This window comes from Pleurocapsa sp. PCC 7327, assembly GCF_000317025.1.
Taxonomy (GTDB): domain Bacteria; phylum Cyanobacteriota; class Cyanobacteriia; order Cyanobacteriales; family Microcystaceae; genus Hydrococcus.
This window is the reverse complement of the sequence record NC_019689.1, coordinates 3042847-3067345: the sequence shown is the minus strand read 5'-3', so window position 1 is coordinate 3067345 and position 24499 is coordinate 3042847. Positions and strand designations below refer to the sequence as shown.

The window sequence follows — 24499 nt, the reverse complement described above, 5'->3', positions numbered from 1 at the left end:
AACTATTTTGCGATCGGCGATCGCAAAATCCAAAGTTTTTTAGTCAAGTCAAAGAACTTGTAATATAAATATTACAAATTGTAGAATAAGAATTACAAGCCTAGCGAAGGAGAATGCCTATCGATACCATCTACGGAAACCTACAGGGTCTGAAGCCCAGCCAAATCAAACAACTACAACGACTGTACCATCAGCGCTTACCTGGCGATCGCTTTACTACGCCGGAATTTGCCCAACGGCTGGCAGCGATTAGCACGGAGATCGATCGCCCCGTCTGTGCCTATGTCAATCGTCGGGGACAGATCGTTCGCGTGGGCATAGGAACCCCTCGCCAAACCCAAATCCCCGCCCTCGAACTACCTCGTTACGGTGCGGAACGACTTTGCGGCATTCGTTGTATCGCCACCAAACTTAAAGCCGAACCGCCCAAAGAAGCTAGTCTCACAGCGATGGTGTTGCAGCGATTGGATGCATTGGTCGTGCTAACCCTGACAGGAACGGGGTTTGAACGACGCGGTGGCGGCGCGACGGGCTATGTCAAGGAAGCTTTCATCGCCCATCTTCTGCCTCCATCAGACCTCAACCCAGATAACCGCTACTATTGGACGGTTTCTGCGCCTATGAATCTGGACGTTCTTGCCAGACAGGATTTTCTAGATTTAGTCGAAGGTTTGGAAGCAGAATTCCAACGGGAATACGTCGCGCAACAAGTCGATGCCGATCGCGATCGCGCGATCGTTGTTGGCTTAAAGACCGAGGACATGAGTGACGATGAATTTAAAACGGGTTTGGCAGAACTGGAACGGCTAGTAGATACGGCTGGCGGAGAAGTTTTGGATACCATTCGACAAAAGCGTCCTCGTCCCGATTCGCAAACAGTCGTCGGCGCGGGCAAGGTAGAAGAAATTGCTCTCAAAGTTCAGACTCTGGGCGCAAATTTAGTCGTTTTCGATCGCGATTTGTCTCCTGCCCAAGTCCGCAACCTAGAAACTCAATTCGGGATTCGCGTAGTCGATCGCACCGAAGTAATTTTAGATATCTTTGCCCAACGCGCCCAATCCCGGGCGGGAAAATTACAGGTCGAACTGGCACAGCTAGAATACATGCTGCCTCGCCTGACAGGTCGAGGACGGGCAATGTCTCGTCTAGGCGGTGGGATCGGCACTAGAGGTCCTGGAGAAACCAAATTAGAAACCGAACGCCGTACCATTCAGCGCCGCATTGCCCGCCTGCAACAAGAAGTCAACGAACTCCAGGCGCACCGTTCCCGCTTGCGCAAACAACGCCAAAAGAAAGAAGTGCCCAGCGTGGCTATTGTCGGCTATACCAATGCGGGTAAGTCTACCCTAATTAACGCCTTGACGAATGCTGAGGTCTATGTAGCCGATCGACTGTTTGCGACCCTCGATCCGACGACTCGGCGGCTGCTAGTGCCCGATCCTGAGACAGGGGAATCTCGAACGATCCTGCTAACCGACACGGTAGGATTTATTCACGAACTTCCTCCTTCTCTGGTGGATGCTTTCCGTGCCACCCTCGAAGAAGTGACCGAAGCCGATGCCCTGCTTCACGTCGTCGATTTGTCCCATCGGGCTTGGCACGCCCAGTTGCGATCGGTCATGGCGATTCTTGCCGAGATGCCCCTGACACCGGGACCGATGCTGATTGCTTTTAACAAAATCGATCGCGTCGATAGCGAGACGCTAGAACGAGCCAAGGAAGAATTTCCACTGGCTGTCTTTATTTCTGCAACTGAGCGTTTCGGATTAGAAACCCTCACAGAGAAATTGGGTCAGTTGGTTCACTATGCAATGGCGCAATGAAAATTAACTGCAATCCTGCTTGGGCGCAAACCATTGAGGAAGCGATCGAGATCCAAAAGCAACTCCGACATTTAGTTATTGTAGAAAATAACTTGGGAGAGGTTCGTTATGTCGCTGGGGTAGACGTGGGATTTGAGGACAATTACACGATGACGCAAGCTGCCGTAGCCGTGTTGAGTTTTCCCCAATTGCAGTTACTCGAAAGCGCGATCGCTCAGATGCCCACGACTTTTCCTTATATTCCCGGATTCCTCTCCTTCCGGGAGATCCCCGCAATTCTAAAAGCCCTTGAAAAACTCAATCTCGTCCCCGATTTAATCCTCTGCGACGGTCAGGGCATTGCCCATCCTCGCCGCTTTGGGATTGCTTGCCATCTGGGAGTTTTAATAGATGTTCCGACGATTGGCGTGGCAAAATCTTTATTGGTGGGCAAACATGAAGAATTGTCTCCAGAAAAAGGCAGTTGGCAACCGTTGCGCGATCGCGGCGATGTCGTCGGGGTAGTCTTGCGTACCCGTACCAATGTCAACCCGGTCTATGTTTCTGTTGGACATCGTATCAGTCTGAGTACGGCGATCGATTATGTTTTGCGCTGTACGACCAAATATCGTTTGCCAGAAACCACTCGCTGGGCAGATAAATTGGCTTCGGGAAAAAAGTAATTGTTTTGGGCTACTTCTTCTTGGCAGTTTATCTGCATTCTTATTTAGCAATGATGACTCGAATTTTTATTGCGATCGCTGCTATTTTGGCTGGACGATCGATTGCAATGCGGCATTTGCCCATGCAGCAAAGGTAAAATTAACCGAACGTGCCAGAGAAATTTTTGAAACAGGGGCTAACTATCGGATTGATCGCGCCCTCACTTAGATCTCTTTAGATTTATATGTGGCTGTGTCATGATAGTTCAAAGTTCAAAACATTTGGCTTGCTCATTTTGAATAAATTTTGAACTTTTTTAGTCACGATAGGTAAAGAAGGCATTCAAAGACAAGAAGAGATAGCACCGTGGAGATTACGTTTTTAGGCACGAGTTCTGGAGTCCCGACGCGATCGCGCAATGTTTCTAGTGTTGCCCTGCGCCTGCCCCAACGGGCAGAAGTCTGGCTATTCGACTGCGGCGAAGGAACTCAGCACCAACTACTGCGCAGCGACATTAGAAGTTCTCAAATCCGGCGGATTTTTATTACCCACATGCACGGCGATCACATCTTTGGCTTGATGGGATTGCTGGCTAGCTGCGGATTGGCAGGCAGCGCCCAGGCGATCGATATCTACGGGCCAGCCGGTCTAGACGATTATATACGTGCTTGCTCCAAGTATTCCTACACCTATTTTTCCAACCGAGTTAAAGTTCATCCCATCAGTCCCGGACGTGTTTATGAAGATGAAGAATTTATCGTCAGCTGCCGCCTCTTGAAGCATCGGGTTCCTGCCTATGGCTACCGCATTGGCGAAAAAGACCGTCCCGGACGATTCAACGTCGAAAAAGCTACTGCTCTCGGCATTCCTCCCGGTCCGATTTACGGCCAGCTCAAACGCGGCGAGACCGTTACCCTACCCGACGGTCGGCGCATTCGAGGATCTGACCTATGCGGCGAAACCGAACCCGGTCGCAAAATTGCCTATTGCACCGATACGATTTATTGCGACTCGGCAATCGAACTGGCTGAAGATGCAGACGTTCTCATTCACGAAGCCACCTTTGCTCACGAAGACGCTCAGATGGCGTTTGAGAGCCTCCATTCCACCTCGACGATGGCAGCACAAGTTGCACTAGCCGCCAAAGCAAAGCAGTTAATTATGACCCACTTTAGTCCTCGCTATACTCCTGCCAATCCCATGGACGTAAAAGACTTACTCGCAGAAGCCAAAGCCATTTTTCCCAATACGATGCTGGCGTATGATTTCTTGACTTATGAAGTCCCCAGACGGCGGACGGCAGAAGAAACCCAGGTATCGACTGTCTGAGTCAATACTTCCAAATTTGTCAAGCGTGTGAGGAACGCAACCCATGCGATTTGATGCATAACCAGAGTATCTGTCAGGGTTGTGCTCAAAGAAATCATGGTGTTGTTCCCTAAATCGCGGCTGTTTACAGGCAGGCTAGCTTCAGTTGTACTGTAAAAGTTCCGCGCTAATACTGATGTCTGCCTGCAATAGCGCCAACCATAATAGTGGAAGTTACCAAAATGTAGACAAAAAAATGCCTGCTCAGCGTACTAAACAACAAAACCTAGAGGTAATCAAAACTAGACTTCAAGTTCACAATCTACCTAGCAAATTTAAGACTCTCTCCGCCAATGCGATCGCATTATTTGCAGACAACCCAGAGCTAGACTCAGCTATCCAAGTTATTATTGACCAAAACGACACCATTAAAAATGCCAACGGTCGTCGTCTTGATGCTGAAAATCAAGTAGAAAGATTTAAACTCAAGCTAGCCCAAGCAAGTCAAGACTTTGTTAACCCTTCCAAAAGCGAAATTGTCCAAAGCTTGAAAAAATTGTTTGGCAAAGATAAAGTCACCAAAGCTGATGATACGATTCTTAGCGAGATTGGTGCAGTCTCAAAAGAATCCGTTAGAGAAGATTTAGATAAAACCGGACAAATAGTTAAAGATGCGGAAGATATAGCTGAGAAGTACAAACAAAAATATGGTGAACTATAGTGCAATTCTGTAAAAATCTTTCTCATTTCTAATAGCACTATCTAACTATATAAACACATAAAAAGACAAATAATAGATGACATAAATGGCTACTAAACAACAACTAGACGGACTGAACTATAAGCAAGCTCAAAAACGCAATTCAGAAAAGTTCAATTCTTTCAGCAAAATCGAACAAAAGCAAGCTCGCCAACAAGGATACAAAAACTTAGGTTGGGAAAACATTCGCAAGTCTTGGACTATCTTACAAAAGTTTATTCCTCCCTCGCCAGTAGATTTTGTTGGGTTTGCTATCAAAAAGGCAGAAGACCAATATGAGCAAGCTAAACAAGGCGGGGACTTGCTAGAAGTGCTTAAAGCTGGTAAGGCAGTTATCAAATCTCTAAAACTGAAATATTAGTAGTACAGAAAGATAAGACAGATGCTAATAAATTTATATCCTGGTTGGGAGATTATTTTAGCCGATTTAGCTGGTTTGTTTGACTTTCAATTCGTAAAAGTCGCTACAACTGTGAATAACCTGGACAACCTTCAAAACAGCTATACCATCTCCGATATGTCTTATGTTCGCAAAGCAGATCTAGACGACTATATAAAAAATAGTACTGTAGGCTCATCTGAGTATGCTAGAGCCTCTGTACTCTACTCCTTATATGCTTGCCATTACCTTACGGTAGTCGATATTGAGTATCCTACCTATCAAGATTGGAAAAACAAGCATGGCTTAAGCATAGATCATAGCTTACCTAGATATTGGTTTCCCCGTTTAACATTTGATTGCACCAATTGGAAACCGATGCCAATCAAAAATAATCAAAGCAAAGGAGACGACTTTTTGGACGAGGGTCTGGAAAGACTGCAATGGTTATCTACAAAAATTATGGATATTAAGTCTAAGTATCTATAAAAACATTGCAGCATTAAACAATGAAAAAAAGAAACAAACGAGAGATAGTCATTCGAGCAGACAAGTTAGATGAACCTGAGATTCGCCAGACACTATCTTTAAACGATGAACAATACCGATGATGCGATCGCCTTATCTCTCTTATAGCTTTTCAGAGTAAGTCAATGTAAGTCATTTTTAGGAGTACAAAAATGCCAACGCGATCGCTTAAGGAAAACTTAAAAATGGGGCGCGCAAGTTGAAGAAGCATTTAGGCTGCTGGATAGGGAGATATAAGTTTATCTTTTTATCTTTTGTCTCCCACGTGCATCTGCTATGCTCGCGAGGATTAGATCGTGCTTCAACCACTCAAACCCATTACCGATAGAGCTTACGACATTCTACGCTCCGAGCGTCAGCCGCTCAGCCCTATCTTTGCACCACAGACAGTTGCCGTAATCGGTGCTACCGACAGACCGGGTAGCGTGGGGCGAACCCTCCTTTGGAATCTCATCAGCAACCCTTTTGGGGGGACAGTTTTTCCAGTCAATCCCAAGCGAAACAGCGTTTTAGGCATTCAGGCATATCCCGATGTTAAATCGATTCCCCAACCCGTCGATCTAGCCGTTATCGCGACCCCAGCCCCAACCGTACCTGGAATTATTGAGGAATGCCTTGAAGCAGGCGTGAAAGGTGCCATTATCATCTCGGCGGGGTTCCGGGAAATTGGCAAAGCTGGACGAGAATTAGAGCAGCAAATCCTGGAAAAAGCGCGAGGAAAAATGCGGATTATCGGACCCAATTGCCTAGGGGTGATGAATCCGCGCTCCGGACTCAACGCTACCTTTGCTGGAGCGATCGCGCGTCCGGGAAATGTGGGCTTTATCAGTCAAAGTGGCGCTATCTGCACGGCAGTCTTAGACTGGAGCGTTCCAGAAAATGTGGGCTTTAGTGCGTTTATTTCCATTGGCTCGATGCTGGACGTGGATTGGGGCGACCTGATTTACTATCTCGGCGACGATCCCTACACCAAAAGCATTGTCATCTATATGGAATCCGTTGGCGATGCGCGATCGTTTCTCTCCGCCGCGCGGGAAGTTGCCTTTACTAAACCCATCATCGTCATCAAAGCGGGCGAGACAGAAGCTGCCGCCAAAGCAGTTACCTCCCATACGGGCGCGATGACGGGGAGCAAGGACGTGTTTGATGCCGCCTTTCGCCGTTGTGGGGTGCTGAAGGTGACGCGGATGTCCGAGCTGTTCGATATGGCAGAAGTCCTCGCCAAACAGCCTCGCCTTCCTGAAGGTCCCCGACTGGCGATTATCACCAATGCGGGAGGACCGGGAGTGCTAGCGACTGATGCGCTAGTTGCTACCGGAGGAGAACTGGCAGAACTTTCGGACGATACGATTGCCAAGCTCAACGAAGTTCTGCCGCCTCAGTGGAGTCATGCCAATCCCATCGATATTCTCGGAGATGCAGACCCAGATCGTTACACAAAAGCTTTAGAAATTGCAGTTGAAGATCCCGGTAGTGACGGGCTGCTGGTCATTTTGACACCGCAAGCCATGACCGATCCGAATAAGACGGCAGAACAATTGATAAGCTGCGCTCAGATGGCGGGCAAACCCATCTTGGCAAGTTGGATGGGAGGCGCAGAAATTTCTGTAGGAGAAACCATTCTCAACAAACACCAAATCCCCACTTATCGCTATCCGGATTCGGCAGCTCGTCTGTTTAATTTAATATGGCGCTACAGTTACAATCTGCAAGGCATCTACGAAACTCCCGTCATGCCGCCCGATGAGGATGGAGGTCCAAATCGTTCCCAAGTGGCGCAGATTATAGGAGCAGTCCGAGAGAGCGAACGCGTAATTCTCACCGAATTGGAATCGAAGGAAATTTTGGCTGCCTATGGCATTCCGGTCGTGAGAACCGGGATTGCGAAAACAGAAGCCGAAGCTTTGGAACTGGCAGAATCGATTGGCTATCCCGTCGTCGTCAAACTGTTATCGGAAACCGTGACCCACAAGACGGATGTGGGGGGAGTGCAGTTAAATCTCACCAATGCGGAAGAGGTACGAGATGCCTATCGAGCCATTCAAACTTCAGTAACCCAGAAAGTCGGGGCAGAACATTTCTTGGGCGTAACCGTTCAACCGATGCTTAGCCCCGATGGGAGTTACGAATTAATTATCGGCAGCAGTATCGACCCTCAATTTGGACCCGTGCTGCTATTTGGCACGGGCGGGCGACTGGTAGAAGTGTTTAAAGATCGCGCGATCGCTCTTCCTCCCCTCAACACGACCCTTGCCCGTCGAATGATGGAGCAGACGAAAATTTATCGCGCCCTCAAAGGCGTTCGTGGGCGCAGACCTATCGATCTGGCAGCCCTAGAGCAACTGATGGTGAAGTTCGGCCAGCTTGTGGTCGAGCAGCCTTGGATTAAGGAAATTGACATCAATCCCCTGCTTGTCTCTGCCGAACGCCTAACAGCGCTGGACGCTCGCATTATTCTCCATCCCAAAGATACCCCAGCCAACGAACTTCCCAAGCCAGCAATTCGCCCCTATCCCTTGCAATACGTCGGGTCTTGGACAATGGCGGACGGGACCCCCGTCATCATCCGTCCGATTCGTCCCGAAGATGAACCCCTTATGGTGCGGTTTTATAAAACTCTCTCCGAACACAGCATCTATTTGCGTTATTTTCATTTGATGAGTTTGAGTCGGTTGACTGCCCACGAGCGGCTAACGCGCTTGTGTTTTATCGACTACGATCGCGAGATGGCACTGATCGCGATCCATAAGGAAACCCAGGAAATGCTAGCCGTAGCTCGCTTGAGCAAACAACACGGAGTCAATGAAGGGGAATTTGCCATGTTGGTTAGCGATCCTTTCCAGCGGCATGGGTTGGGAACCGAGTTATTGCGGCGCTTGGTGCAAGTCGGTCGGGATGAGAAACTCGAGAAAATTAAGGCGGAGATTCTGCCTGAGAATCGTGGCATGCAGCGAGTCTGTGAAAAGGTAGGTTTTCGCCTTTACCGCGCTCTCGATTGGGTTAAAGCCGAAATTGATTTGTAAGGGCGAAAACATTAATTATTTAATTATGTTTTCGTATGAGAAGTTAAGAGTAGATAAAGTGCATAAAGTTACCCAGTTTTGAAAATTTCTCAAATATAAAATGTAAGACTTTTAAACTAACCTTAAAAGCTTACAAAAAATTGACAATGAGCGCGAGCGATCGCCTGAAAGTTTATTGTCCGTTAAACAACGTTATTACATTAAATCCGGTAGAACGACCACAATAACCAGTAGTGCGGAAAGCGGAGCGTGTCCGTTGGGACATACGTCTTGCTCGCGACCAAGACGCAAAGCGTCCTGAGCGATAGCGAAGGATCTTTCGCACTACATATTATGACTAATTAAACGGATTGGATATCAGCAGCAATTGAAGGAAAAAAAACCCTAAAAAATCTGATTAATTCTCATTTTTGCCCAAAAAACAAAAAATGTATTTTGGCTGACGGAACGAGCTTGACAATATTATTTTTTTTTTTTATAAGATTAGAGAAATTAATCTAATTTTCCACAAAAAATTAAAACTTGTGGATAATTTGGACGAGAAAAACCGTATCACCAATAGTAAAACAACGAAGATTCTAATGTCAAAAATCAAGATTAATAACCTTCAAGAAAATAAAAATGGGCTGTCTGAATTGACAGACAAGGAACTCAGCAAGATTAAGGGGGGTTTATACCGCTTGCGCGTTACAATTCCTCCTGATTCTAACGACGATAGCTTTGGCGATCTTGTAGAGCTTTTCAAGTTTTTCGATGCTCTTGATGATTATTTCGATGATTGACGAACTCGGCATAATAGCTGCATAGCTCCTAAAAGTACCAAGTTGATTACACGATAAAATTTCTATTTCTCTCTCGGAAATTAGGACTAGAAATTTCTCGTCAAAGTCCCGTTAAAATGACTTCGGCTTGCTCGATCTGTTGCTCCAACCATTGAGAGAATAAATCAAAAAGAATCTGCGATCGCAACCGTTCGTCTAATTGCGGTCGAAGGATCTCTTCAACTAAAATTAGATGAGCTTTTTGAGCGATCGCGATCGGTCTGAGAATCTGAGGCGGATTGGCTGCAAAAACAGCAGCGGAGATTTCAGGCTTGAGATCCTTGCGGGACAAAATTCCTCGATATCCGCCAGTACGGCGCAGTTCCGGCTCTTGAATGTATTGACGGGCAACATCAAAAAAGCCGATCTCGTTTTCCTCAAGCGCATAGAAAAGTTCCATCGCCAAGTCGCGATCGTCCAAAATGACTTCGTACATCACGACCTGAGTATAATCGAGCTGGCGTTCGACAAAGAAGGGTTCGACCTGGCGCTCGCATAGATGTCGTGCCAATTTTGAGCCGAGCAATTCCATGTAGACTAATTCCTCAAAATCGTCTACAGACAAACGATGTTTTTCTAGCCAAGACCAGGTGGCATCTGCACTCGAAAGATCGTTCTTTAAGCGAAATCGGTCTGCTGCCTCCTGAAGTTTGCTCTCTTCGACGGTAATATCTAGTTCTTCTGCTGTCTGGGAAATTATCTTGCGAGCGACAATCGCTTTCACGACAGCAGGAACTTGGCACGATAGTTTAACTTGACGAATAACGTCTTCTGTAGAGATAGCGATCGCGTCTGATGTCATTGCTATTGTCACAATCTAGCTGAACGTTGCGTCACCTTTGGTTAGGGCGATAACAGCAAAGCAGTTACCTTAGAGATCCAGACCGCCTTTTTGTAACTTCCTAAACGGATCGAGCAGGAAGTCGATGAGGCGACGTTGGCGGACGATAACCTCCGCCGTCGCTGTCTGACCTGGAGTGAGAGGAATGCGTTTGTTAGCAGCTTCGATGTAGTCGCGATCGAGCGCTATTTCCATCTCAAAGGCTTCTTCTTGATTTTGAGCTTGACTTGCTGGCGCTGCATTATCCATCTGTGCCGAGGCAGCTTTAGAATCCGGAGAAATCCAGCTTATGCGACCTAGTACGATTCCATAATCTTGGTAAGGATAGGCATCAAACTTAATTTTGACGGGCTTGCCTACGCGCAGAAAACCGCTATCCTTACTAGATATCTGCGCTTTCAACACCAGTGGAGTTCCCTTAGGAGCAATGCGAGCGATCGCCTGACCGGGTTGGACGACAGCGCCGGGGTGCGAGACGGTTAGCTGAAAAATCGTGCCATCGATTGGGGTATCGATCGCGCTCTGCTGCTGTCGATATTGCAGAGATTTAATTTGATTTTGGGTTTGGGCGATTTGCGATCGCGTATCGTCGAGCTGAGAGTTGAGTTCTTTGATTTGTTTCTCTACTTCGATAATAGCTAGTTCGCCTTGACGCACAATTTTGTCGCGAGCGCTTTGCTGTTTTTTAAACTCCGTCTGGTTTTGTTCGAGTTCCGACTGAGCTTGTCTGAGATTTTGACGATTCTGAATCAGTTGCCGTTCTGCCTCATCCAATTGATAACCTGAAACTACTCCTTTTTGTCGCAGATCGCGGTAGCGTTTCACTACCTCCCGATCCTTAGCTACCAGTTCCTTAGCTGAGGCGATCGCAGTTTTATTAAAGTTAATTTTTTGCTGGGTTTGATTGATGAGTTCTAGCTGTTCGGATGCTTGCGCTCGATTCTGCTTACGTTGCGTGCGAGCAGACATCTGCAATTGATTTTTAAGCAGTTTGAGCTGTGTCAGCTTATCGGCAAATCCTTTTAGCCTAGCTTGAGCCTCCTGCAATTGGGCACGCTCGATATCCGATTTTAGCTCTACTATACGTTGCCCAGCCTTTACCTGTTGCCCTTCTCTAACCTTAATTGCACCAACAACTCCATTAACTGGGGCATCGAGTCTAGTTGTTTCGCCCTTCGGCTCTAGCCGTCCTTTGGCACTACTGGTTACGTCAACTTTAGACAGCATTGCCCAGGGTAAGGCAAGCGCAACGAAGACTACCAAAAAATATAGCAACCCTCGCGTCCAAACTTGCGGTAGCGTGTCTAGTAATTCTTTGGTGGACGCAGACCAGCTATCGCGATCGACTTCGGATAGTTGTCGTTGGGTTGTCGGCGGCTGATTTCCGTTATGGGATCCGTTGTTAGATTTCAGCCGCTCCTCAGCTTGACTATGAGCTGCGGAATGCCAATCGCTCGTAGGCATCGAAGGGGCGGCGTTCGCGATCGCCTGATGCTGAGATCTCTTTTCTAATAAAGAAGAGGTATAACAGAGGGATACGTCCCTCCCATGGGGATGTAACGAGCGATCGTTCCCTGCATACTTTTCAAATACCCCCGGTCCGAGTTGAACGTATCCTTTATACACAGACCGAATGGCATTCGCTATTTCGTCAATAGGAGTGCCCTTGAGCAGATAGCCCTTAGCTCCCGATAGGAGAGCATTGTTGATGTATTGTTGCTTGTCATAACTACTTAGGATCAAAACTTTAGTTTCGGCAAAATGTTTGCTAATTATCTGCATGATAGTTAGACCATCTATTCCCGGCATCTCGATGTCGATAAGTGCAACATCGGGATGATGCTTTTCTATTTCCCTAAGCGCTGTCTGTCCGTCTCCTGCACTTCCAACTATCTCTATATCCTTCTCTGGCTCTAGAGAAAGCTGTAACATTTGCCGAATCATATTCTGGTCGTCAACCAGTAGGACTCGAATCATTTAAATCTCCGAACTTAACTTGGTTATGTTAATAGGCTTTCAAGTCTTATATTAGAGTTTTTACACAAAAAGTTCAGAACAAAATACAACGTCTCAAACTGTCATATTTTTAAACGATCAAAAACTCTATATAAAACATGAAAAATAACAATAAATCTAACATCGATAAATTTAAATCAATTGCTAGATTTTACTACTCAGTAATTCAAGAAATAAAGATTAATTAAGTCTTATTTTTTTTAGAATTTAAATTTAGACATAAAAATCCTCTTTAAGTCTGACTTTTTATAACTAGCAAAAAGACAGAAAAAGTAATTTGAAATTGTATTTATTTTCGTAAAATAGACTCGACACAAATAAATCTTTTTTTATCATGGCATTAAATCTAGCTTTCTACAATTACTAAAATCACTAAAAAGCAAGTGAGGAAATTATGCAAAGAGTAAAAATCAACCAACTTCCTGAAACTACAAATGGATTGCAAGAATTAGAAGAGAAAGAACTGAATAAAATCAAGGGCGGTGGCTTTTTCCCCGTTGGCGTTCCCTTTGGTTTTGGTATTCCCTTTGGTTTTCCTTTCTTTGTTGGTAGAAAGGGGAAATTTAAATTTGAGATCAAATAAATTTGATTTCAAGTTACATCACTAATATCAATCGAAAAGGAGGTAAAATCAGTGTGATTTTTAAAAACTAAATAAGTCTTAGTACTAAGCAAGCTATAAAAATACCGAGTTTATCAAAAGATAAAACTCGGTATTTCTACAAAATTTCTCCAAAATTAAATTCCGTAGGTAACTTGGATAATTCACCTATTGCGGCACCCAAAAGTTTATGAACTTGAGGTTCTAGCTAACATGGCAATCCTGCATGAGTAAAGAGTTTTCAAGCGATTGTTAATGATGCGATCGCGTTTAGTCAAGCATTTTTAACTTTTTGTGAGACATAAATTTACCCATTATGTCCATAATAGAAGGTTGAAAATCTATCGCAAGATTCTGTTTTTTTATTGAAATTTCAGATAAACTTATGTGAAATTGCGTGAGTACTTTTACGCAACAAGACCCCTTAGCAATCGAGCAGGAGTCCTCTGCTTGGAGTTTCCTAACCGAGTAAAAGTAGATGTTGTCGTTGCTGCAGTTGAGATAAGGCAGAGACTAACAACTCTATAGACGACTCGATATTAACCTCTAAACCAAGTAAAGTCTTCATCCACACAAAGTTTGTTGGTCTCAAACAAGATAAATTTTTTTGGACATAATTATTTCTGTTATGTCCTTACAAAAGTTAACCAACTATGCCGAACCAATTAAACTGGGGACGATTGCCGTGAAACAGCAAGATCGAGACATAGCACCCGAACTAGAAAAACTGATCCTAGATACTTTATCGCAGCAAGATTTACGTCCAGAACACCGTCGCCGTCTTGAGATTGTGCTGCGAACCGAGATGGGACAATCTCAGGCAGAAATTTGTGCAGCTTTGGGATGTTCTCAAGATACAGCGCGATATTGGATGAGCGTTGCACAAACAGGACAAATTCATAATGTTTATGACCATCCTATTGGCAGACCGAAAACGGTCAACCAGCAATATCTCGATCGCTTGCAAGAATTAGTCAGCCATAGTCCCCAAAACTATGGCTATTCATTTAAGCGCTGGACGGCACAGTGGCTAAGAAAACATCTGGCAAAGGAATTAGGGATTGAAGTAAGCGATCGCCACATTAACCGTCTTCTCAAGCAAATGGGTCTATCTACTCGCAAAAAGGACAAGCGATCGACAAAACCTTCTTGGCGAAAAGGGTCTAGTATTATTATTGCCGATTTAGATCGCCCCTCATCTGTTGAGTTCGATAAATAATTTTATGGAGCCGATAAAAAGATCTCTAGGCAAACAACTTGCCAAAACCTTGGGACAGACGCTTTCAGAAAGAGAACTCGCTAACTGCTTGAAGAATCTGACAATCTTAGAGCCAACTGCGGGTCAACTCGTTTGGCAGTCTACAGATGCTTCTGGAGGGATTTATCTCATTGTTGAGGGAAAAGCCAGACTATTAGATAGTGCGGATAATCTCATTGTTTCTCTCGAAGCAGGAACATCATTTGGCGAGTTAACGTTATTTCCAGAAGAGATTTTTACGCCACATTGTGTAAGAGCTTCGATAAATTTAAAGCTGGGTTATCTCGACGGCAAGTTTTTGCAAACGCTGACTCGTAAGTATCCTGCCATTGTGGAACGCTTCAATCGCCAAGCAATACTTCGAGAGCTACTGCTGAATCATTATAGGGCAGCTTCCCAATTGAACTTGTCCCGGCAAGGGTTGATGAAAATGCTGTCTTTGTTGGAGAGGCATCAGCTAGAGGCAGGTCAACTTCGGGCTTCTCTCTTCAAATATTGCCAATTTTGGCTGCTTCGCCGAGGAGAACTGCTGCATTCCTCAGGACAGAGACTGACTCCTGGTACAATTTACAATCTTTCCGAATTAATCGAGCATGGCAGTTGGCAAGTCACTCAACCAACCGAACTATATACCCTTTCTCTCTCTCACTGGCAGGTATTGCGAGAGCGTTTGTCGGAGTCCAAAGCGTCAAATGACGTGAAAAAAACTCTTTTAGCCAACCTAACTCCTCCTAGAGCGAGCAGCATAGAGCATAGGCGAAAATATATCTCTAAATCGCACCATAAAGTCTATTTTCCCAGCCCTACCGTAAAAATTAGTCAATGGTGGCAACAAGTTACCCGTCGCTATCCATTCTACGAGCAACAAAGCGCTAGCGACTGTGGGGTTGCTTGTTTGGTCATGGTTGGTCGCTTTTGGGGCAAACACTTTAGTATCAACCAATTACGTAGCATTGCCAAGGTTGAGCGCGATGGTACGTCGCTTCAGGGTTTGATGGCGGCGGCAGAAAGCATGGGCTTTTCTCCTCGACCCGTCAAAGCCGATTTGAAAAGTCTAGCCGAGCAAGAGCTACCTGCAATCGTTCATTGGGAAAATTCTCACTACATCGTTGTTTATAAGATAACCTGCGATCGCGTTATCGTAGCCGACCCCGCGATCGGGCGGCGCATTCTCACCCATAAAGAGTTTCTCGATGGTTGGGCTGGTTACACGCTGCTATTGCGACCCACTGCCTTACTGAAAGATGCCCCAGAAGCCGAACACAACTTCTGGAAGTTCTTGGAACTACTCAAACCCCATTGGTTAGTTCTGCTTGAGATCGCGATCGCGTCTATTGCCATTCAAGTTTTTGGACTGGTTATCCCTCTATTCACCCAGTTACTCTTAGACCGCGTGGTGGTGGAACGCAGCACATTGACTCTAACAGCGATAGGAGCGGGTTTGCTGCTCTTTAGCCTGTTTCACGTCATTATGTCAAGCTTGCGACGATATCTCATCGATCACACCGCCAATCGAGTCGATTTGGCTCTCATTGTCGGTTTTATCAACCATACCTTACGCTTGCCCCTCTCCTATTTTGAGTCTCGTTACGTAGGAGATATTACCTCTCGCATCGAAGAAAATCGTAAGATTCGACGTTTTTTGACGGGCGAAGCACTGACGCTTTTGCTAGATTCGTTGACTGTCTTTATCTACGTGGGACTGATGTTCTGGTACAGCTGGCAGATGGCAATGCTGGCGCTGCTCATCGTACCTTTTTTCGTCTTTTTGGCAGTATTTGCTACGCCTTTTCTCCAGCGCGTCTCTCGCGAAATTTTTAATGCCAAAACTGGCGAGAGCAGCTATTTGATCGAAGCATTGACGGGGATTAGGACGGTTAAATCGATGGGAATCGAGCGAACCGTGCGCTGGCATTGGGAGGAGCTATTTAACAAAGCGGTTAAAGTTTTCTTTTCCGGGCAGCTTATCCTAGAACGGATCGTTTTCTCTAGCTCGTTAATCGAAACGATGCTTTCTAGAGTCATTTTAATATTCGGAGTTTGGCAGGTTATTCAGAATCAACTGACCATCGGACAGTTAGTTGCATTTAATATGCTGCTAGACAATGTTATCGATCCCTTTAGACGGCTGATCGATCTGTGGAATGAATTTCAAGAGATAGTCATTGCCGTAGAACGAATCAACGATGTTATCGAAGCCGAACCGGAAGAGAATTTGCAGCAGTTGTCAACTCGCCCGTCTTTACCTCCCATCCAAGGTCACATTCGCTTCGAGCAGGTGACTTTTCGTTACACTTCAGAAAGTGATACCAATACGCTAGAAAATCTGAGTTTTGAAATTCAGCCGGGGCAGACGGTAGCGCTTGTCGGTTGCAGTGGTTCTGGGAAAACAACCCTCGCCAAGCTAATTTTGGGTCTTTATCAGCCTACAGAGGGCAAAATCTGGATCGACGGTTACGACGTCACCAATGTTTCATTGCGATCGCTGCGCAAGCAGGTTGGTGTTGTCGATCAGAACACGTTTCTATTTGGGGGAACGATTCGAGAAAATATCAGCGTCGCTCATCCAGAATCAACGATGGAAGAGATTCAACAAGCTGCTAGACTAGCAGGAGCCGATCGCTTTATTGACGATCTCCCGCTCAAATACGAAACTCATATCGGCGAGGGAGGCGGAAATCTCTCCGGCGGACAGAGACAGCGACTCGCAATTGCTCGCGCTCTTTTGGGCAATCCTCGCCTGCTGATTTTAGACGAAGCAACTAGCAATCTCGATGCCGAATCGGAGCGAATCATTCAAACCAATCTGAATACCATTCTCAGAAACCAGACAACTTTAGTCATTGCCCATCGTCTCTCGACAGTCCGCAATGCCGACCTCATTCTCGTACTCGATCGCGGCGTACTCGTCGAAAGCGGCACCCACAATGAATTAATGGCTCAGCGCGGTGCGTATTACTATCTCAACCAGCAACAACTAGCGATCGTGAGTTGAAATTTACTGACCCCGCCTAGCTTGACGGCGTTCGTATAAAAGTTAAAAAAATCTCCAACCAAGCTTAGTTGGAGATTAGTTTATTTTTATCGGACTTGACTGGAATAATTAAGTACCAGCAGTCCAGGAGTTAATATATTCGATTTGCTCCGGCGTAAGGGCATCAATTTCAATCCCCATTGCTTGCAACTTGAGCCGCGCAATTTCGCGATCGATTTCTTCTGGAATGTTGTAGATACGAGGCTCTAACTTGCCTTTATTCTTCACTAAATATTCGCAAGCCATAGCTTGGTTAGCAAAACTCATATCCATTACCGCGCTGGGATGTCCTTCTGCAGCAGCGAGATTGACTAAGCGTCCTTCACCGATGACAACGATGGATTTGCCATTAGAGAGTTTATATTCTTGGGTAAAGTTGCGAACTTCTTTGACTTCAGTCGCTTTAGCGCCCAAAGATTTGAGGTCGATTTCGATATCGAAGTGACCGGAGTTGCAAACCATTGCTCCATCCTTCATCGCCTCGAAATGTTCGGCGCGAATGACGTGCTTGTTCCCCGTAACCGTGACGAATAGGTCGCCTTGGGGAGCAGCTTCTGCCATCGGCATGACGCGGAAGCCATCCATTGCCGCTTCAATCGCTCGGACTGGGTTGATTTCAGTGACGATTACATCAGCGCCGAGTCCTTTTGCTCGCATTGCCACGCCTTTACCACACCAGCCGTAACCGGCAACGACAATCGTTTTCCCAGCCAGCAGGACGTTGGTTGCTCGGATGATCCCATCGAGAGTAGATTGACCCGTACCGTAGCGGTTGTCAAAGAAATGCTTGGTTTCTGCATCGTTGACGTTCATGGCGGGGAAGCTGAGAACACCATCTTTGAACATCGCCTGCAAGCGAACGATTCCGGTGGTGGTTTCTTCGGTAGTGCCAATGATATCGGCAATTTGCTGCTTGCGTTCCTTAACTAAGGTCGCAACCACATCGCTACCGTCGTCGATGATAATGTTGGGTTTGTGGTCGAGAGCGATTTGTACGTGGCGGTGATAGGTTTCGTTGTCCTCGCCTTTGATGGCAAAGACAGGAATATCGTAATCGGCTACCAAACAGGCGGCTACGTCGTCTTGAGTGGAAAGAGGATTACTGGCAATCAGCAGAGCATCTGCGCCTCCGGCTTTGAGCGCGATCGCCAAATGAGCGGTTTCCGTGGTAACGTGACAGCAGGCAACCAGGCGAATACCAGCAAAAGGCTTCTCTTTAGCAAAACGCTCCCGAATTTGCTGTAGGACTGGCATTTCGCGCCCAGCCCATTCGATCCGTTGTTTGCCTTTTGGGGCAAGAGAAATATCTTTAATTTCGTACTTTTTTTCGACTGGAGTTGCAACCATGAATATTTTTTCCTCGTAAACTTTTCTAATTGCCAGTTCTACTCAATTTAGCATTATCGGATAGTCGTGACCAGTGATTAGTAGTTTGTCAACTTGTTGGAAATGAGAAGTAGACAATTCTCCAAAATCTAAAATCCAAAATTCTCCTAACCAGATCCTCAAAACTAACTTGAGCAACCATTAGTTAGTGGGAAGTGCAAGCCAAAGTGCCGCTGTTTTTACTAACTATCGACTGTATTTTATTCAAGCGTTTCTAGGGAAATGGTTGGCGCTGCGATCGCTGGCAGGCTAACTTGCTCGACTACAGGAACGTAACCAAGCCAGGGTCGCGAAGCTTGCGCGAACTTTTCTGGGGAGCCGCTGACGCAGAAACGAGTTGGCAGCGGCAGACAAGAGCTTTTGAGACCCAAAATTTCTAATTCTTGCTCGGCAGCTGTAACGACGTATTTAGCCGGATCGATGAGTCTTACCCTACTAGGTAAGATTTCTTGAAGTAGGGATTCTAGGTGCGGATAATGAGTACATCCGTAAATCAGCGTATCGATTTGTCGTGCCAGTAAAGGTTCTAAATACTTCGTGGCGACTTTTTTGGTATAAGGATCGCGAATGCGGTTTTGCTCGATCAGGGGAACAAATTCCGGACAGCCGACTTGCCAGACTGCTGCGGTCGGATCGATTTCCTTAACGGCATTGAGATAAGCATTGCTCGCTGCTGTTGCTGGAGTAGAAATTACGCCAATGCGCCGACCTTTTTGAACGGCAGCGCGAGCACCGGGCAAAATCAAACCTAAAATTGGCAAGTGAAACTCCGATTGAACGGTTTCTAATGCCAAAGCCGAGCTAGTGTTACAGGCCATGATGACCATTTTGACCCCTCGGTCGGCCATCCAGGTTAGGATTTCTCGGACAAACTGTGTTATTTCTTCTGGGGAACGATTGCCGTAAGGCAGTCGAGCAGTATCTGCAAAATAGAGAATCGACTCATTGGGAAGCTGTTGGTAAAGCTCCTTTAAAACCGTTAACCCACCCACACCACTATCAAAAATGCCAATTTGGCTATATTGAGATTCTCTCATGGATAGAGAAGATATTTGTAAATCGAGTAAAGGATAATTTTGACCGTTCAATGGCGAACAATTGGTCAAGTAAATGCAGTTATCTCATTTAATTGTAAAAAAGCGACAAACTTTTCCACAAACTCTGGTTAATTGTTTGTAACTTCTTCATTTTTAGCAAAAATTCAGTTAAATGGCATTAGTATTTATTTTGAAGATAGTTTATAATTCCTCTCGCGATCGCTTCTGCCATTTGACGCTGGTAAGCTGAATTTCTCAGATTGGCTGCATCTTGAACCCCAGTAACGTAACCGGTTTCTACCAAAGCAGCTGGCATGCTCGTTTTTCTGAGGACGTAAAATCTGGCTCGCCTAACGCCGCGATCGCTTACGTTAACCGTTCGCAGGATGCTGCTGTGAATTGCTTGTGCTAGAGTGCGATCGCCGAAGTAGTAAACTTCCAGTCCGTTGACGTCGGAGCGATTCCCGCCGATGGCATTGGCATGAATGCTGACAAAAATCGTCCCTCGCGCTCGATTCGCCATCTCAGCACGTCCTTGAAGGCTGACGAAATAATCGCTATTGCGGGTCATTAAGACTCGCACCCCCCGTTGCTCTAGAAATTGAGCGACATCTTTGGAAATAGAGAGGACGACATCTGTCTCGCGCAAGCCACCGATGCCGATCGCGCCTGGATCTTTGCCGCCGTGCCCCGGATCGATAACGACTAGCGTTCCCGTTCGCGGAGCGACGGGCGTGACTGCGGAGCGGGAATTGTCGGTAGATGGCAGCAAGTTTTCGGGTGGAGGAACGGGAATATTGATGGGCGCAGAGTCATTATAGTTAAAATCATTAGGCGCTCTAGAGTTAGATGTCCGAGGGCTATAGGCGCTCTGCCGCTGAGTCATTTGTAGCGCCAGGGTACGATTGTCGGCGCGATCGAGTTGCTCGAATCGAACGCCGAGAGCTGGCTTAACAAGGATGACGACTTCGCCAGTGCTTTCCTCGCGAAGCTTAATCTCGTAAATCGGACCATTTCTATCCAACTGAGGTTCTGGAAATTCTTCGGGGAGTTTGGCATTGGGAATCCTAATTTCGTAAGCCAGCTCTTGACGATTCCAGCTTCCAGTTCCGTTGACTTCGCGATCGGCTCGAATCCTTAACTCATTGTCGTCTTCCACTTCCAACGACTCAACGATCGCGACTTCGGAGTCGGAGTCAGAATCGTCGTTTTTCTCTTCGCTTGAAATTGGCGAGACTCTACTGTTAGAGAACGAACTCGCTCCGCCTCTCGGCATCAGTACCAAGCCCCCAAACCGGCTGTAGATGGCTTGCCAATCCTGGCTCTCTTTGTCTACATTGAGCGTAATGCGGGCGGAGGGAGGGGAGGTAGATGTCTGGGCAAATTGAATGTCCCTGACTCCATAACTATTGACGGGTAAGGTTTGCGAAGCCAAGCTGGGCGGAAGCGTCGCATCGGCAAGGACAACTTCGATCGAGGAGCGATCGCGGCTGCGTTTAATTTTAATCTTGCTGTTGTCGCCGTCGCTATCGAGGCGAATGAATAAGCCGTTGCGCGTAACCTGAAAATCCGTAGAATCGACCTGTTTCGGAGCAGCTACGGGGAGGGAGACATATCTCACCGCAGGCTGAGATGGAGTGCTAGGAACTTGGGAAGCTGGCGGGTTCGGCGCTGTATTATAGCTCACTCGTTGAGGAGTCGGTAAGTCTACCGTCCACTGAGTCGGCGATAAGCCTCGAATTCTAACTCGTTGGGGATCGACAGTGTACCCTGCGGCTAATTCAATGACCAAGCGAGTTGTCTGAGCGTCAAACTGACCGACTCGCACGCTGCTGATGTACCCGCCGAATGCCTGTTTGATGCTGGGACGACCTAGCGTAATCCCTGGCAAGTCGATTACCACGCGGGTAGGATTGGCAACGAGTTGCGCCCTCGGTTGGACTCTCTCGTCCGTGCTAAAAATCAGTCGGCTTTGCTTGGACTCGAAGCGCCAGAATAAAAGCCTTCCCGCTTCAGCGGGAGAAGCAAAGAGAAATAGGCTTAAGAAACTCAGTAGTAGCCAGTAAACTTTCACGGTCGTTGTTCCTGTTGAAACGGCTGCAACTCTAGATTAAAAGATTAGTTCCCAATCTCAAATACATTAAGTCAGAAGGACGTACAAAAAGATTCTCAGGTTTCAAACTTCATGAGAGTCCTTTTTGCCAAATATACTCTAACGATGCCGCTAGCGATCGCCTCTGCTATCTAGCTGGGATAAATTGGTATCCGTAAATTGACTGTCTAAACCCCTATATTGCTTCTGTCACTCTGGGAGAGTAGAATGAACAACATCTTCTAAAAGTGACATAAAAAGGAAAACATTGTCAGCGATCGCGAAAATCGTGGGATTAGATAACGAAGAGAAATCATTTTGGGTCACCAATCACCGCAAGCTCAGCAAACAGTTAGTTCACTTACTGTTCCGACAACTGAAGCTAGCCAACAGGCGAACACTGAAATTCAGCCCGGTCAGTTTGTGCAATACGCATTTAAAGATAGGGCGCAAGTCGAACTATTGTCTGTCAAGCGGATTCAAAATCCAGATGACGGGAAGCGAAATATTGTGAATGTCCAAATGCGGGTTCGTAACCTTAGAGGCAATATGACCAATATAATTTCCCCAAACCAAACAATAGCACGAAATCCTGAAACCAGCGAACGCTATGAATCCTACGATTATGTGGTTGACAAGGCGGCAAGGGAAAAGGCTCGGAGGGACGGTACGGAGATAGATCGTTCAGGCAGAATTGAGCGTTCCACTACATACATCTCCATGGGCCTTATCAAAAAAGGAGCATCGGCTGATGGTTATGTATGGCTGTTCATCCCGGAAGAAGTCCAAACGATCGATCTGATAGTACCGGAGACAGCAGTATTCGAGAAAGTGCCTATTTCAGGTTAAAGTGCCCTGCCCACTGACAACTAAAACACCTAACTCCATACCATCACTAGAATAAATTAAAGAGTTATCACGATTATCTCTAAACCGCTAAGATGAGAATTTTAATAGTTGAAGATGACGAGCGCATTGCCAAACCTTTAGCAGAAGATTTAAAACATCAGAATCATGTTGTCGATATTGCTAGGGATGGAATCGAAGGATGGGAATACGCTCAATCGGCGGATTACGATCTAATTTTATTAGATTTAATGCTACCTAAATTAAATGGAATTACTTTATGTAAGCGTTTACGTTCTGCTAAATTTCATGCTCTTATTTTGATGCTAACTGCCAAAGATACTACCTCAGATAAAGTTATCGGACTCTATGCCGGGGCTGATGATTACTTAGTAAAACCATTTGAATTAGATGAATTAGCGGCTAGAATGAGAGCCTTGTCGCGGCGAAGTTCAGAAACAAAGCCGTCATTATTAAAACACGGCAATTTACAAATCGATCCAAGTTCTTGTAGTGTTACTTATGCAGGAAATGTTATATCTTTAACGCCCAAAGAATACATCATTTTAGAATATTTTATGCGGAATCCCACTCAAGTTTTAACGCGATCGGCAATTTTAGATAAATTTTGGGATTTTGATAAATCTTCTGGAGAAGGAACCATCAGAACACACATTACTAATTTGCGTAATAAATTAAAAGCAGCCGGAAGTCCAGAAAATTTTATCGAGACTGTTTATGGAATTGGTTATCGCTTGAAACTAGACTCTTAAGTCTAATAGTTAGTAATTAATCCAATTATGTTTAAGAAAATCCAGCATCGATTACTGAGATCTTATCTGCTGGTATTGGCATCAATTTTAGGCATTTTTGCTATTGGCGTTCGAGTAGTCTTCACTCGCAGTTTGGCGCAACAAACAACAGATAAATTAATAGCTTTAGGACAAGGAGTAGCTGCTAGTAGTGAGGCAGAAGACGAGCAGCTAAAAATTGAAAGCGATCTCTCCGTCAAAGAACTAATAAATAACGATCGCTCCTTGCAGTGGTTTGAGCCGCGAGGTAAGTTAATATCACAGCAAGGAAAATATTTTATAGATTTACCTTTTTCTGCTAGTCAATCGGTACAAACTCAGTCAGGAAAAGTTCGGATTATAGCAGTTACATTACCTATTATTGAAAGTGAAAATGGTGAATTAGTTGGCTATATAAGAGTAAGCCAGTCTCTAGAAGAATTTGATGAAACTTTGCGAAAATTAGATTTAGGTTTAGGTAGTGGAGTTATTATTGCTTTGATTTTTAGCTGTATCGGAGGGGTTATTTTAACTCGTCAAGCGATGCAGCCAATCGAGGAAAGTTTTCAACGTTTAAAACAGTTTACTGCCGATGCTTCTCACGAACTCCGTAGTCCCTTAATGGCAGTTAAAAGTAATGCAGCAGTCGCTCTAAAATATTCAGAAGGAATTAGAGAAACGGATAAAGAAAAATTTGAAGCGATCGCCAGTGCTACTAAGCAAATGACTCGACTGACCGAAGATTTACTCTTGTTAGCGCGTACCGATAAAATTCAGTGTCAAGATTGGCAGCTTGTTAATTTAACATCAATTCTAGAGGATTTATTACAACTCTATAGAATTCAGACGGAGGCAAAAACAATTCAATTTAAAACGCAACTAACTAAAGATTTATACTTAATGGGTGATGCAGTTCAATTAATACACTTATTTACTAACTTAATTCAAAATGCTATTTCCTATACGCCAGAAAAAGGCACGATTGAAATTATAGCCGATCGGTTTGGTTCTCAGTTAATTATTAAGGTAAAAGATACAGGAATTGGTATCGCACCAGAGCATCTCCCACTAATTTTTGAAAGGTTTTGGCGGGCAGATAAAGCGCGTTTCTACGCGAATGGAGGATCGGGATTGGGACTGGCGATCGCGCAAGCAATTGTTTTGCAACATCAAGGAGAAATTGTTGTCACTAGCCAAGTTGGGATTGGTAGCTGTTTTGAGGTACGCCTTCCAGCAGTTGGTTAATAGGTCTTTCTCAAGCCGACGACAAGCTTAAAGCGTTGTTGTAGGCTCATAGAAACAATGGTGAGCTA

19 protein-coding genes are annotated in these 24499 nt (G+C 45.5%); 14 read left to right on the top strand and 5 right to left on the bottom strand.

The features are described 5' to 3' along the window. Positions 1 to 113 precede the first annotated feature (113 nt). From hflX to PLE7327_RS13715, 8 genes are all read left to right on the top strand, one after another. A complete protein-coding gene (gene hflX, locus PLE7327_RS13750) occupies positions 114 to 1823 on the top strand; it encodes a GTPase HflX (RefSeq protein ID WP_015144417.1) in 1710 nt (569 codons plus the stop codon). Then, positions 1820 to 2485, top strand: a complete 666-nt coding sequence (gene nfi / locus PLE7327_RS13745) for a deoxyribonuclease V (RefSeq protein ID WP_015144416.1) — start codon at positions 1820 to 1822, stop codon at positions 2483 to 2485. The genes hflX and nfi overlap by 4 nt, the downstream gene beginning before the upstream one ends. Before the next feature lie 346 nt (positions 2486 to 2831). Further along, positions 2832 to 3794, top strand: a complete 963-nt coding sequence (locus PLE7327_RS13740) for a ribonuclease Z (protein ID WP_015144415.1) — start codon at positions 2832 to 2834, stop codon at positions 3792 to 3794. A 175-nt stretch (positions 3795 to 3969) separates the two neighbouring features. After that, positions 3970 to 4494: a hypothetical protein gene (locus PLE7327_RS13735; protein WP_015144414.1), complete on the top strand. Its 525-nt coding sequence runs from the start codon at positions 3970 to 3972 to the stop codon at positions 4492 to 4494. An 85-nt stretch (positions 4495 to 4579) separates the two neighbouring features. Next, positions 4580 to 4894, top strand: coding sequence for a hypothetical protein (locus PLE7327_RS13730; RefSeq protein ID WP_015144413.1), 315 nt, complete (start codon positions 4580 to 4582; stop codon positions 4892 to 4894). Positions 4895 to 4915: 21 nt separating this feature from the next. Then, a complete protein-coding gene (locus tag PLE7327_RS13725; RefSeq protein WP_015144412.1) occupies positions 4916 to 5401 on the top strand; it encodes a hypothetical protein in 486 nt (161 codons plus the stop codon). 335 nt (positions 5402 to 5736) lie between these two features. Next, entirely contained in the window at positions 5737 to 8463 is a 2727-nt protein-coding gene (locus tag PLE7327_RS13720) for a bifunctional acetate--CoA ligase family protein/GNAT family N-acetyltransferase (protein ID WP_015144410.1), read from the top strand. A 524-nt stretch (positions 8464 to 8987) separates the two neighbouring features. Continuing rightward, positions 8988 to 9245 carry a bacteriocin gene (locus PLE7327_RS13715; RefSeq protein WP_015144409.1) on the top strand — a complete coding sequence of 86 codons (258 nt, stop codon included), beginning with the start codon at positions 8988 to 8990 and terminating at the stop codon, positions 9243 to 9245. A gap of 100 nt (positions 9246 to 9345) precedes the next feature. Here PLE7327_RS13715 and PLE7327_RS13710 read toward each other — a convergent pair whose 3' ends face one another. Both PLE7327_RS13710 and PLE7327_RS13705 read right to left on the bottom strand, forming a co-directional pair. After that, positions 9346 to 10086: a peptidylprolyl isomerase gene (locus PLE7327_RS13710; RefSeq protein ID WP_015144408.1), complete on the bottom strand. Its 741-nt coding sequence runs from the start codon at positions 10084 to 10086 to the stop codon at positions 9346 to 9348. A 69-nt stretch (positions 10087 to 10155) separates the two neighbouring features. Next, positions 10156 to 12102, bottom strand: coding sequence for an HlyD family type I secretion periplasmic adaptor subunit (locus tag PLE7327_RS13705; RefSeq protein ID WP_015144407.1), 1947 nt, complete (start codon positions 12100 to 12102; stop codon positions 10156 to 10158). 433 nt (positions 12103 to 12535) lie between these two features. On the opposite strand from PLE7327_RS13705, the gene PLE7327_RS13700 reads away from it, so the two are divergent. From PLE7327_RS13700 to PLE7327_RS13690, 3 genes are all read left to right on the top strand, one after another. Next, positions 12536 to 12724, top strand: coding sequence for a bacteriocin (locus PLE7327_RS13700; protein ID WP_015144406.1), 189 nt, complete (start codon positions 12536 to 12538; stop codon positions 12722 to 12724). A gap of 646 nt (positions 12725 to 13370) precedes the next feature. Further along, on the top strand, positions 13371 to 13961 hold the full coding sequence (locus tag PLE7327_RS13695) for a helix-turn-helix domain-containing protein (RefSeq protein WP_015144405.1): 591 nt from the start codon (positions 13371 to 13373) through the stop codon (positions 13959 to 13961). Between the two features lie 4 nt (positions 13962 to 13965). After that, a complete protein-coding gene (locus tag PLE7327_RS13690) occupies positions 13966 to 16995 on the top strand; it encodes a peptidase domain-containing ABC transporter (RefSeq protein ID WP_015144404.1) in 3030 nt (1009 codons plus the stop codon). 108 nt (positions 16996 to 17103) lie between these two features. On the opposite strand, the gene ahcY is transcribed toward PLE7327_RS13690, so the two are convergent. From ahcY to PLE7327_RS13675, 3 genes are all read right to left on the bottom strand, one after another. Beyond that, positions 17104 to 18381, bottom strand: coding sequence for an adenosylhomocysteinase (gene ahcY / locus PLE7327_RS13685; protein ID WP_015144403.1), 1278 nt, complete (start codon positions 18379 to 18381; stop codon positions 17104 to 17106). Between the two features lie 239 nt (positions 18382 to 18620). Continuing rightward, positions 18621 to 19457: a glutamate racemase gene (gene murI, locus PLE7327_RS13680; RefSeq protein WP_015144402.1), complete on the bottom strand. Its 837-nt coding sequence runs from the start codon at positions 19455 to 19457 to the stop codon at positions 18621 to 18623. A 178-nt stretch (positions 19458 to 19635) separates the two neighbouring features. Then, positions 19636 to 21531 carry an N-acetylmuramoyl-L-alanine amidase gene (locus PLE7327_RS13675; protein WP_015144401.1) on the bottom strand — a complete coding sequence of 632 codons (1896 nt, stop codon included), beginning with the start codon at positions 21529 to 21531 and terminating at the stop codon, positions 19636 to 19638. 336 nt (positions 21532 to 21867) lie between these two features. Between PLE7327_RS13675 and PLE7327_RS13670 the strand changes: the two genes are divergently transcribed. From PLE7327_RS13670 to PLE7327_RS13660, 3 genes are all read left to right on the top strand, one after another. Then, positions 21868 to 22398, top strand: coding sequence for a hypothetical protein (locus PLE7327_RS13670; protein ID WP_015144400.1), 531 nt, complete (start codon positions 21868 to 21870; stop codon positions 22396 to 22398). Positions 22399 to 22490: 92 nt separating this feature from the next. Beyond that, on the top strand, positions 22491 to 23168 hold the full coding sequence (locus PLE7327_RS13665) for a response regulator transcription factor (RefSeq protein WP_015144399.1): 678 nt from the start codon (positions 22491 to 22493) through the stop codon (positions 23166 to 23168). A 27-nt stretch (positions 23169 to 23195) separates the two neighbouring features. Further along, a complete protein-coding gene (locus PLE7327_RS13660) occupies positions 23196 to 24431 on the top strand; it encodes a cell wall metabolism sensor histidine kinase WalK (RefSeq protein ID WP_015144398.1) in 1236 nt (411 codons plus the stop codon). The last annotated feature ends 68 nt before the right edge of the window (positions 24432 to 24499 follow it).

Excerpts from the sequence above, each read along its gene's own strand:
- hflX (WP_015144417.1), top strand. The coding sequence starts at position 114 with ATGCCTATCGATACCATCTACGGAAACCTACAGGGTCTGAAGCCCAGC.
- nfi (WP_015144416.1), top strand. The coding sequence starts at position 1,820 with ATGAAAATTAACTGCAATCCTGCTTGGGCGCAAACCATTGAGGAAGCG.
- PLE7327_RS13735 (WP_015144414.1), top strand. The coding sequence starts at position 3,970 with ATGTCTGCCTGCAATAGCGCCAACCATAATAGTGGAAGTTACCAAAAT.
- PLE7327_RS13730 (WP_015144413.1), top strand. The coding sequence starts at position 4,580 with ATGGCTACTAAACAACAACTAGACGGACTGAACTATAAGCAAGCTCAA.
- PLE7327_RS13725 (WP_015144412.1), top strand. The coding sequence starts at position 4,916 with ATGCTAATAAATTTATATCCTGGTTGGGAGATTATTTTAGCCGATTTA.
- PLE7327_RS13710 (WP_015144408.1), bottom strand. The coding sequence starts at position 10,086 with ATGACATCAGACGCGATCGCTATCTCTACAGAAGACGTTATTCGTCAA.
- PLE7327_RS13705 (WP_015144407.1), bottom strand. The coding sequence starts at position 12,102 with ATGATTCGAGTCCTACTGGTTGACGACCAGAATATGATTCGGCAAATG.
- PLE7327_RS13700 (WP_015144406.1), top strand. The coding sequence starts at position 12,536 with ATGCAAAGAGTAAAAATCAACCAACTTCCTGAAACTACAAATGGATTG.
- PLE7327_RS13695 (WP_015144405.1), top strand. The coding sequence starts at position 13,371 with ATGTCCTTACAAAAGTTAACCAACTATGCCGAACCAATTAAACTGGGG.
- PLE7327_RS13690 (WP_015144404.1), top strand. The coding sequence starts at position 13,966 with ATGGAGCCGATAAAAAGATCTCTAGGCAAACAACTTGCCAAAACCTTG.
- ahcY (WP_015144403.1), bottom strand. The coding sequence starts at position 18,381 with ATGGTTGCAACTCCAGTCGAAAAAAAGTACGAAATTAAAGATATTTCT.
- murI (WP_015144402.1), bottom strand. The coding sequence starts at position 19,457 with ATGAGAGAATCTCAATATAGCCAAATTGGCATTTTTGATAGTGGTGTG.
- PLE7327_RS13665 (WP_015144399.1), top strand. The coding sequence starts at position 22,491 with ATGAGAATTTTAATAGTTGAAGATGACGAGCGCATTGCCAAACCTTTA.
- PLE7327_RS13660 (WP_015144398.1), top strand. The coding sequence starts at position 23,196 with ATGTTTAAGAAAATCCAGCATCGATTACTGAGATCTTATCTGCTGGTA.